Below are 11499 nucleotides of genomic sequence, written 5' to 3' on the forward strand. Positions count from 1 at the left end.
TGAATGCATAGTATTCATGACAGAAACGGCGGGTGTTCGTATGGTTAGTAACATATTAATAGAAATTGTAACAGCGATTGGCCGCTTTTTACTTAATCCAGTAGTTTATATGGCGATAGTGGTTGCTATCTTATTAGGGTATAGACGTGTAAAGCAAGAGCGAAGATTTTTTAACAGACGTATTATTTGGGGTTGGACAGAGCTGATAGGACAATGGAAGCGTGGATGGCCTTATGCATTAGTCATTTCACTAATAAGTCTAGGTTTCGGGCTCACTGTACCCAAACCTTTTTTACTAATTTTAATGGCTATATCTTTACTAGGTCTCTTGTTATTTTTCATCAATGTATTGTCACCAATTTACACAATGGCAATCGCGACTCTTACATTGTGGGCAATGTACCAGTATAACTGGTCGTTCTCCTGGTGGAAGCTTTCGTTGGAAGGCGTCGATTTATTAGCAGGGGCTATTGTTACAATTACGATCATAACAGGGCTATGTGTAATAGTAGAAGGCATGTTTATTCGCCGTACTGCTAAACAAGTTATCACACCTGCTATCGAAAATACAAAACGTGGCATGCAGGCTATCGTCTATCGAACAAGGAATGTCTGGGTGTTACCTATTTTCTTTATTATTCCAGGTAATATCATCCCATCATCACTGCCATATTGGCCGCAGTTTACATTGGGAGATAATCACTTTGCATTCGTATTATTCCCTGTAGTTATCGGTTTTTCAAAGCTGTTAAGGAAAGAATTACCCGTTGTGCAGTTGCCGAAAATAGGGCGCTCAGTCTTATTGTTAGGACAGCTGATTTTAATAGGTGGACTTGCATCATTTTTGGCACCGATTATTGGTTATATAACATTAGCGGTAGGGGCATTAATTCGGATCATAATATCAATTTATTATGCTTTGCAAGATAAAACGGAATCGTATGCGGTTGCCCCAAGTACAAAGGGAGCTATTATTGCTGCGGTGCTTCCTGATTCGCCAGCAGAAAAAATGGGCTTACTTGCAGGGGAATGTATTCGTAAAGTAAACGGACACACGATTACTACAGAAGTTGAATTATATGAAGCTTTACAATCAAATGCTGCACATTGTCGTTTAGAGGTGCTAGACCGTAATAACGAAATACGCCTTACGCAGCATGTAATTTACAGCAATGACCATTATCGAATTGGGTTATTGTTGGCGGAGCCGAGGGAACTATGATAGATCTATATGGGAAAATGATGCTAGCATTATTTTTCCCAGCATTACTCGTGTTATTGTTTACACGTATTACGTATAACCGTTATGTGGCGTTAGGTTTAGCTATAGCACTTATTGCCGCTTCAGTATATGCAGGTTATACTTCCCCACCTATTATTTTTGTCGTAGATGCTTTTTCGTTAACTGTTGGTTTTTGGTTGGCGAGCAAAATGCAAAAAAAATAAGGAGGGCTGTCATTAAAGACTTCCTAACTCCTTTAGTAATAAATAAAAATCCGCGTCGCATTTGCGGGCACTGTGTAAGACGAACTCATCCATATTGGGGTGATTCGTCTTACACCTCGTGCTACTTTCGCAAGCGACTAAGCGGATTTTTTTATAGTGAAAAAGCAAACGTTAAATATTTTTACATAATGAATCTTACAGCAGCCATTATTATAACGCCTGCCACAACTGTAATCGATAAGCTTTTTGTGATTAGTGCAATGATAAGTGTAGGCACAAAAGTTAAAAAGACAGGCCAATCCAGTGTAACGAAACTTTTGCTTTCAGTATCCAATAAATTTTCGATAACAAGGGCACTAAGAATACAAACTGGAATAAAACTTAGCCATTTTAAAACTACATCTGGCAGTTTCACACTGCGCACAAACATAAACGGTATAATACGGGGTAACCATGTAACCAATGCACAACCGATAATAAGCCATACCATAGAAGCTGTTGTCGTCATTTATCTGTCACCACCCCAATCGTAGCTACAATAACAGTTGCAAGTAGCACAGCTAAATGCGAAGGAACGAGATAAGATAAGCCATACATAATGACCACCATATAGCCAATTAACATAAGGTAATGCATGATTTTATTTTTTCCAACGCTACTAAGCTGTAGCACTAGTAAAGCAACAAACATGGCGATTAATGCAAAGTCTAAGCCCCACTTTTCGGGATTTGCCACCCATTGTCCTAAAAAAGCACCTGCGACGCAAGATAAAATCCAAAATGCGTACGCTGTGATATTCAGTCCATCCATCCATTTGCCATGTAATTTACCATTTTGCATTTGTTTGGTTACGGCTACACCAAATGTTTCGTCTGTTAATAATGTCCCGAATCCGACATTTCGTAGCATAGAATAGCGCGTAAAATGAGGTGCCAATGTTAAACTCATTAATAAATGACGTAGATTTACGACAAAAATGGTTACAATGATAGCAGAGGCAGGACTACTCGTTAGCAAAAGTGCGCAAAAAATAAACTGCGCAGAACCCGCGTAAACGAGAATTGTTAGTAATGCAATTTCAACTACAGATAGTCCAGAAGCGGAACCTACAACACCGAATGCCAGTCCTATACTAATATAACCGAGTAAAGTAGGTACACAATCTTTTACTCCTTGTAGGAAGCTATCGTCTGTAGAGGTTGTTGATTCATTATGAAGATCTGTTGTGCTTGTCATAAATAGGTCATCCTTTCGAAAAAATTTCCATGTATACTTATAATGGAATAGTTTGAACATTCACATATGTTTATTAAAGTATACATATGTCCGATAAAATAAACAATAGGAAATGGTGAGTCAAGATGGAACAAATGAGTCGAAATTTAGCATTCCAATTAAAAAAAATACGACAGCAGCGTAGTTTAAGCTTAGATGATGTGGCAAAAGCAACAGGCGTAAGTAAAGCACAGCTAGCGCAAATTGAAAAAGGTGAAGCGAATCCAACGGTTTCAACAATTTGGAAAATAGCTGCAGGACTTCGAATATCATTTTCATCCCTTTTACAGCCACCGATAGCCCATTTTATGAAGTTTAGCAGTAAAAATGCGCCACATGTCGATGAAGACGATGGGCGTTACCGAGTTTACTCAATTATTCCTTATGATCCTGAACGTGGCTGGGAATTTTATAAGGTAGAAATGGAACCAGGGGCGAGAAGTAGGAGTGAAGCCCATACAGAAGGGGTAGAAGAAACTGTGACTGTTATTCATGGACAAGCTATTATTTCTGCTGGCGTAATGCATGAAACTTTAACTGAAGGAGAAACCTTGGTATTTTCTGGGCATCAAGCACACGAATATCAAAACGCTTCAGAAGAACTTACAATTTTACATGTAATTTTGCAATATAAGTAGAGGTGGCAATAGTGAATGAATGGTTTACTGTAGAAAATATCGAGCATGTTGCGGCACAATACCGAACACTAGGCCCAGTAATAGGTGTGGTACTACCTTTCTTAGAGGCTTTTTTTCCTTTTTTACCGCTAGTTGTGTTCGTTGTCGCAAATGCGAGTGCATTTGGATTATGGATTGGATTTTTATTATCTTGGTTAGGTTCAGTAGCTGGCTCATATGCAGTTTTTTTGCTTGTTCGACATTTCGGAAAGCACCCGAAGCTGCGTTTTGTAACGCGAGGGAAAAAGGTACAAAAGCTTATCAAATGGGTTGATATGAACGGAATTAGCCCGTTGTTTGTATTACTGTGCTTTCCATTTACTCCTTCAGTCATTGTCAATATAGTTGCGGGACTTTCTCATATTCATAAAAAATATTATTTAACGGTGCTATTAGCAGGAAAATTCGTAATGATTTTAGGGATGAGTGTTCTTGGCTATGATTTAAAATCGCTATTAACTAGTCCGATACGACTGATTATTGCTGGTGTAGCCATTGTCTTGTTATGGTGGATTGGCAAGCTAATCGAGAAGCGATTGAACGCTCGAGTGGAAAGAGATTTGAAACGTGTGCGAAAAATGACGAAAAATGAATAATCTTCTAGGCTGAATCTGCACATGCAGTCCCTTGTATCATGTAAAATGGTAGGAGGGTCTTTTTTATTTCATTTAGCAGTAGCTTTAATATTGGAGAATTATAGTGAAACAATTACAATAAATTTTTTATCATAGATTTGATTTTTTACGAATAGGGGGAAGAGTGAATGACATTACGAATTGTATCAGGACGTGCAGGTACCGGAAAATCAGCGTTTATTCATAGAGAAATAGTCGAGCAATTATCAACAGATCCATTAGGTCACCCTATTTTTATCATTGTCCCTGACCAAATGTCTTATTCAACTGAATATGAACTGACAAATAGACATGGCTTACACGGGCTAATACGTGCACAAGTGATGACATTTAAACGTTTGGCTTGGCTTGTATTACAAGAAACAGGTGGTATCGCTCGCCAAGAAGTAAATGGCTATGGCTATCGGATGCTTATTCGAAAATTACTAGAGGAGCAAAAAAGTGATTTCTCTCTATTTCGACAAGCTGCTGGTAAAAGGGGCTTTACAGAGGAAATCGAATCGTTATTACGTGAATTTAGCCGTTATAGTGTAAACAGTTCGGTATTAGCGGAAGTGACAGCTTCTTTAAAGGCTATTGATGCACCGAATACATTGCAGGCTAAAACAAATGATTTACAAATCGTTTTGCAAGCATTAGAAGCACGACTTGGCACGACTTATGTCGATAGTGAGGGATACTATCCGATCTTAACCGAGCAGTTAAAATTTTCAGAGACGATGAAACAGGCGACAATTTATATAGATGGCTTTACTGCCTTTACTGTAAGAGAGCTAGAGCTTGTTAAAGAACTGCTAAAGGTGTCAAAGCAAGTAACCGTAGTGCTGCCGTTTGACCATATAGAAGAAGTGTATGATGAGCAAGCGCTCTTTAATGAAGCGGCAATTACAAATCAGCGTTTGCATGATATAGCACAGGAAAATGGCATTGAGGTAGATGCACCGTTGCATTTTATCAAAACACATCGATTCCAGTCAGAAGATTTACGTCATGTAGAAGCAACATTTGAAAATATGGTGCCAAAAACGAAAAAATCAACAGGCGATGTGAAGGTCTTTGAAGCGTCGAATCGACGGGCTGAGATTCACGCCATTGCCCGGGAAATAACGAAGCTGACAAGGCAGGAGGGCTATCGTTATCAAGATATAGTGTTACTTTATAGACAAGCAGATGTATATGATCCGCTTATTTCAACAATTTTCCAACAATACGACATTCCTATTTTTGTGAACTCGAAAAAAACGATGCTCCATCATCCATTAATTGAGTTTAGTCGTTCTGCATTGGAGGTTATTACTTCTAATTGGAAATATGAACCGCTTTTTAGAAGTGTGAAAACAGATTTGTTTTTCCCTTTGCATGCTGAGCAAAGTGTTTGGCGGGAGCGTGCAGATCGCTTAGAAAATTACTGTTTAGCACAAGGAATATACGGAGAACGTTGGTTTGAAGATGCTCGTTGGTTTTACAAAAAATATCGAGGTCTTGAATTCCATTCCCGTGTTCAAACGGATGAAGAGCGCGCGATGCAGACAGAAATTGAGGCAATTCGTGATGTAATCCGTCCACCATTAAAAGTATTACAGGACAAGCTTATGCAAGCGACAACTGGTAGAGATGTAGCAACTGCGTTATATGAACTTGTAGAAGAAGTTCAAGTATATGACAAGCTTCAAATCATGAAAGATCGTGAAATTGATAGAGGAGAAGCATTAGCTGCAAGTGAGCATGATCAAGCGTGGAAAGAATGGGTTGCAGTACTCGATCAGTTTGTTTACATGTTTGGTGAGCAAGAAATGTCAGTGGAAGAAGCGGCAAAAATTTTAGATGAAGGATTCGATACATTAGAATTTTCCCGTATTCCACCTACTTTAGATGAAGTGATGGTGGCAACAGTCGATTTAGCTCGTTTATCGCATATTAAAGTTGCCTTTGTTCTTGGAATGAACGATGGCGTTTATCCTACTCGAATGGATTATGAAGGATTGCTGTCTGATACGGAACGTGAATGGTTTATGCACATTGGCTATGAATTAGCCCCAACATCCAAAAATAGGTTACTGCAGGAAAACTTCTTACTATATCGTGCAATTACAACACCTTCAGATAAGCTTTATATGACCTATTCGACGGCAGATGAAGAGGGGAAAGCGTTATTATCCTCGTTATATATTAAGAAGATTATCGGAAACGATAAAACGGCAGGGCTTTTAAGCGGGGTAAATGTCGAGCGTGTAGTAATAGATCCAATTGAATTGATTGATGATAATGTATTGCCGTATTTACGACATCCTCGTACAGCATTAGCCCATTTAACGCTACAGTTACGGCAAGCAGAGCATAGTCGTGAGCTTGCACCAGAATGGGTAGCTTTACAAAAATATTATGAGCAAGATCCATATTGGGCATTAATTTTACATCGACTAATGCATCCAATTACGCATAAAAATGAGGCAGAACCACTGGAAGGCTACATTACACAAGAGTTATATGGTCGTAAGCTAACATCAAGTGTGTCAAGGATTGAAAAATACTTCCGCTGTCCGTTTTCACATTTCACAACGTATGGGCTGCGTTTGGAAGAACGAGCAGAATATCGTTTAGAAACATTTGCTATGGGTGATTTATTCCATGAGGCATTGAAATGGATTACAGAAGAGACGCATCGTTTACAACTATCTTGGATTCGTTTAACAAAGCAGCAAATTCAACAGCTTGCACGACAGGCTGTAGAGCAAATTGTGCCCGTATTCTCACATCAAATTTTGCTATCTAGTGCACGCTACCGTTATATTCAGCGCAAGCTTATACGTATTGTAGAGCGCACAATGATGGCACTAACACAACACGCGAATGTTTCGCATTTTAAACCAATTGCCATCGAAGCATCATTTGGACCAGGGCAACACGAACAGCTTCCTCCATTGGAAATTGATTTACATGGTGGCAAAAAAATGTTTATGCGAGGTCGTATTGACCGTGTGGATAGTGCATCTATAGATGATCGATCCTATTTACGGATAGTCGATTATAAATCGTCTGCCCGTGATTTAGATTTGAACGAAGTATATCATGGGCTATCGTTGCAGGTGTTAACTTATTTAGATGTAGCGATGGAAAATGCATCCTATTGGCTACCTGGTGATGCAGAGCCTGCTGGTGTGCTTTATGTCCACGTCCATAATCCAATGCTAAAACTTGATAAAGACTTAAGTGATAGTGAAATTGAAGAAGATCGATTAAAGCAATATAAGATGAAGGGTCTTTTAACAGAAAATCCAGAAGCTATTTTATCGATGGACGAGCAACTTGAGGAAGCAAGTGGACACTCACAAATCATACCTGTCTATATGAAAAAGGATGGTACACCGTCCGAATCACAATCGCGTATTGTGCCTGTTAATGATATGAAAAACTTGCAGCATTTTGTGCGCCGTAAGCATCAAGAAGCTGGGAATGGTATTTTAGCAGGGGATACAGCCATTAGCCCTTATAAACTAAAATCAAAAACAGCCTGTGATTATTGTCAATTTGCATCAGTGTGCCAATTTGACCCATCCGATGGTAAACAAAGCTATCGTCAGCTACCGCAAGTAAAGCCGGTAGAGGTTGTCGAAAAAATTCGGGAGGAGATGAACTAACATGGTGCAGCAAATACCCTTGAAGCCAGCAAATGTCACTTGGACAGATGATCAGTGGAAAGCGATTTATGCAAGTGGGCAAGATACCCTTGTTTCAGCAGCAGCTGGTTCTGGTAAAACAGCAGTGCTCATTAATCGCATGATTGAGAAGGTTGTAGCAACAGAAAACCCAATTAATGTTGATGAATTACTTGTTGTAACGTTTACCAATGCTTCGGCAGCTGAAATGCGCCATCGTATGGCAGAGGCACTTGAGAAGGCGATAGCAGAAAATCCGACGTCTAGCCATTTGCGACGTCAGTTGAGTCTTGTCAACAAAGCACAAATTTCAACATTGCATTCTTTCTGTTTAGCCATTGTGAAGCAGTATGCTTATATGCTCGATATTGACCCAGGTTTCAGGATAGCGAATGAAGCTGAGATTGCGTTGCTTAGAGATGATATTTTAGCTGATGTGCTAGAATCAGCCTACGATACGGAGGATGAAGCACAAATCAACGCCATTTATCGACTAGTGGATAGCTTTACATCAGATCGTGATGATCAGGCGATTGAAACATTAATGAGTAAGCTTTATGATACTTCTCGCGTTCATGCTGAACCGAAAAAATGGTTACGAAGCTTACCAGAAACATATAAGTTAGCGGATAATGTGACAATTGATGATTTAGAGTTATCGAAATATGTAAAATTGACTGTTAAGCATAGTCTGGAGGAAGCATTCGTATTAATTTCTGAAATGCGTGCCATTACGCTCCAGCCAGATGGTCCTGCTCCATATGCTGAAACGGCAGAAATCGATTTTGCTATGATTCAAGAAGGCATTCGGATTAGTCAAGAAGGAACGTGGCAACAGCTATTTGATTATTTTTTAACTGTGAAGTGGTCGACACTTAAGCGTGTTTCAAAGGATGCTTTAGTCGATGTAGAGCTTCAGGAGCTGGCAAAGAAAAAGCGTGAGTCTGCTAAAAAAATAATGAATAAGCTGAAAGAAACCTATTTTGTCCGTACACCTGCCCGTCTGCTTGAAGAAATACGACTAATGGCACCAACGATTGCAACATTGGTTGAATTGACGACTATTTTTTACGAGCATTTCCGTTTGGCAAAATTAGAGCGGGGAATTATCGACTTTTCAGACTTAGAGCATTATGCACTGCAAATTTTAACGGAAGAGATAGATGGTAAATTACAGCCATCACCTGTTGCGCTAGATTTGAAAAAACGTTTTAAAGAAGTGCTTGTGGATGAATATCAAGATACGAATATGCTACAAGAAACGATTTTACAATTGGTCAAGCTAGGTGAAGAGCAAGATGGCAACCTTTTTATGGTTGGTGACGTAAAACAAAGTATATATCGCTTCCGTTTAGCAGAGCCAAAGCTCTTTATGCGAAAGTATGGTGAATTTTCAGAAGATCCCGAAGCAACTGGCATGCGCATTGATTTGAATGCTAATTTCAGAAGTCGTAGCGAGGTTTTAGACGCTACAAATTTTGTATTTGCGCAAATTATGGGCGAACGGGTTGGTGAAATACACTATGATGACAATGCTTCATTGAAGCCAGCAGCACCATATGACGATAAAGAGGTACCTGTTGAACTTGTCGTTTTACATCCACTCGAGGAAGAGGCATTGGATGAAGAACAGGATGAGAGTATTAGTGAGACTTCAGAGCTTGAGGAACTAAAAAAATCACAGTATGAAGCACGATTTATTATTGATCGAATTCGCCAAATGATGGAAGATGGTACAACGGTATACGATACGAAAACAGCAACAGAGCGTCCATTAAAATACAGTGACATCGTTATATTAATGCGTTCAATGACGTGGTCAACCGATTTAGTGGAAGAATTTAAACTAGCTGGTATTCCCCTTTATGCAGAGTCATCTAAAGGTTATTTTGATGCACTTGAAGTGATGATTATGCTCAATACACTAAAGGTTGTAGATAATCCGTATCAAGACATTCCACTTGCCTCTGTATTGCGAGCACCTTTTGTAGGCTTAACGGAAAATGAGTTAGCCAAAATTCGTTTAGCGGATACAAAAACACCGTTCTACGATGCATTAAGGCAGTTTATTCGAAGTGAAGGACATGGTGTACAATCCGAAACATTTGAGAAGCTTCAACGTTTTATGCTGGCATTTGAAAACTGGCGAGATTTAGCACGTCGAGGATCTTTGTCAGATTTAATTTGGAAAATCTACTTAGATACGCATTATTATGAAATGGTTGGGGCAATGCCAAATGGTAAACAACGACAGGCGAATCTACGCGTTTTACATGATCGAGCATTAATGTATGAAAAAACGTCGTTTCGAGGCTTATTCCGCTTCCTGCGCTTTATAGACCGGATGCGAACACGTGGCGATGATTTAGGAACGGCAAAGTCCATTGGTGAAAAAGATGATGTAGTAAGACTTGTGACCATCCACTCTTCCAAAGGGTTAGAGTACCCAGTTGTTTTTGTTGCAGGAATGGGACGTCCTTTCAATAAAATGGATTTTCACAATCCATATTTATTCGACCAGGATTATGGGCTTGCGGTCAAGGCGATTGATCCAGAAAATCGCATAACCTATACTTCTTTACCGTTTCTTGCGATGAAGGAGAAAAAAGAGCTTGAAATGAGAGCCGAAGAAATGCGTGTATTATACGTAGCGATGACACGCGCCAAGGAACGACTTATTTTAGTAGGCTCAGTAAAAAGCTGGGGTAAAACCCGTGATGCTTGGCAGGACGCTCAAAACTTGGCTGTGGATGCACCGTTGCAAGATTATTTACGTGCACGTGCAAATAGTTACTTTGATTGGGTTGGACCTGCTGTTGCAAGACATGCTGATTTTGCATCAATTGCAAGTTCTCCATATAAGGCTAGACAAGATGCATCGCATTGGTGGATCCGTGCAATTCCAACCTATCATTTTATGTATGACACGCAAGCACTCGATAGCGACGTACAGCAGATGCTAGAAGCACCAGAGGATGCCGAGTTGCTTGCAGAAATTACTGCTCGCTTCCAAGCGCAGTATGCATATCAAAAATCGACACAAAAACGCTCGAAAACATCGGTTAGTGAAATTAAGCGTGTAGAAAGTTTACAACGTCAAGAAGAGCCAGAATACTATTTTACTGCACCTAAAAAAGACAAGGCTTCTATTGCACCAAGACCAACCTTTTTACAGGACAAGCAGCTAACAGGCGCAGAAATGGGAACGGCCATCCATACGGCTATGCAGCATGTACCACAGTGTGGCTTTTCAACAGTGCAAGAGGTTGAGCAATTTGTAGCGGAGTTAGTGGCAAAACAGTTGCTAACAGAGGCAGAAAGCAAAATTGTTCCATGTGAGAAAATTTTCCGTTTCTTTACAACTGATATTGGACAACGCTTCAAAAATGCAAAGCAAATTCGCAGAGAAATGCCATTTACCATTAGTCGTGTCGATGAAGACGGTGACGCGCAAATCGTACAGGGGATTGTGGATTGCTTGTTTGAGGATGTTTATGGCAACTGGATATTACTTGATTATAAAACAGACCGCATCAGTTCCCAATTTGCGGAGGAGCCAGCGTTATCGAAGGAACTTATTGGCCGTTATGGTGTACAACTACGTGTTTATAGTGAGGCGATTGAATCGATTTTACACATACAAGTGAATGAAAAAGTGTTGTACTTGTTTGACATTGAGCAGGCACTTTATGCGTAGGGAAACCTTCGCCTGTGAAATTAGGTAGTATTCCTTTCAGAAGCGTTAAAAGGCAAGCTGCAACCTTCTGCATGGAAAGTGAGCGTTGATATGGCTTACCTACATGCAGAAGG

At 39.8% G+C, this 11499-nt stretch carries 8 protein-coding genes; 6 read left to right on the top strand and 2 right to left on the bottom strand.

Annotated features, from left to right (window positions below):
• Positions 1–16: 16 nt before the first annotated feature.
• Both ACIP9G_RS18095 and ACIP9G_RS18100 read left to right on the top strand, forming a co-directional pair.
• Entirely contained in the window at positions 17–1222 is a 1206-nt protein-coding gene (locus tag ACIP9G_RS18095) for a PDZ domain-containing protein (protein WP_401021151.1), read from the top strand.
• Complete coding sequence (locus tag ACIP9G_RS18100; RefSeq protein ID WP_401021441.1) at positions 1222–1446, top strand: CsbA family protein; 225 nt, start codon at positions 1222–1224, stop codon at positions 1444–1446. The genes ACIP9G_RS18095 and ACIP9G_RS18100 overlap by 1 nt, the downstream gene beginning before the upstream one ends.
• Before the next feature lie 181 nt (positions 1447–1627).
• Here the strand turns inward: ACIP9G_RS18100 and ACIP9G_RS18105 are convergent, their stop codons facing one another.
• Both ACIP9G_RS18105 and ACIP9G_RS18110 read right to left on the bottom strand, forming a co-directional pair.
• The gene (locus tag ACIP9G_RS18105; RefSeq protein WP_401021154.1) at positions 1628–1954 is read right to left on the bottom strand and encodes an AzlD domain-containing protein; all 327 of its coding nucleotides are present in this window, start codon (positions 1952–1954) and stop codon (positions 1628–1630) included.
• The gene (locus ACIP9G_RS18110; RefSeq protein ID WP_401021157.1) at positions 1951–2682 is read right to left on the bottom strand and encodes an AzlC family ABC transporter permease; all 732 of its coding nucleotides are present in this window, start codon (positions 2680–2682) and stop codon (positions 1951–1953) included. The genes ACIP9G_RS18105 and ACIP9G_RS18110 overlap by 4 nt, the downstream gene beginning before the upstream one ends.
• 125 nt (positions 2683–2807) lie before the next feature.
• Between ACIP9G_RS18110 and ACIP9G_RS18115 the strand changes: the two genes are divergently transcribed.
• The 4 genes from ACIP9G_RS18115 (at position 2808) to addA (ending at position 11386) form a co-directional block, all read left to right on the top strand.
• Positions 2808–3359: a helix-turn-helix domain-containing protein gene (locus ACIP9G_RS18115; protein WP_173478100.1), complete on the top strand. Its 552-nt coding sequence runs from the start codon at positions 2808–2810 to the stop codon at positions 3357–3359.
• 11 nt (positions 3360–3370) lie between these two features.
• Entirely contained in the window at positions 3371–3994 is a 624-nt protein-coding gene (locus tag ACIP9G_RS18120) for a TVP38/TMEM64 family protein (RefSeq protein ID WP_401021161.1), read from the top strand.
• Between the two features lie 167 nt (positions 3995–4161).
• A complete protein-coding gene (addB, locus tag ACIP9G_RS18125) occupies positions 4162–7671 on the top strand; it encodes a helicase-exonuclease AddAB subunit AddB (protein WP_401021164.1) in 3510 nt (1169 codons plus the stop codon).
• A gap of 1 nt (position 7672) precedes the next feature.
• A complete protein-coding gene (gene addA, locus ACIP9G_RS18130; RefSeq protein WP_401021167.1) occupies positions 7673–11386 on the top strand; it encodes a helicase-exonuclease AddAB subunit AddA in 3714 nt (1237 codons plus the stop codon).
• Positions 11387–11499: the final 113 nt, after the last annotated feature.

The organism is Lysinibacillus sp. NPDC093197, assembly GCF_044754025.1.
Taxonomy (GTDB): Bacteria; Bacillota; Bacilli; order Bacillales_A; family Planococcaceae; genus Lysinibacillus.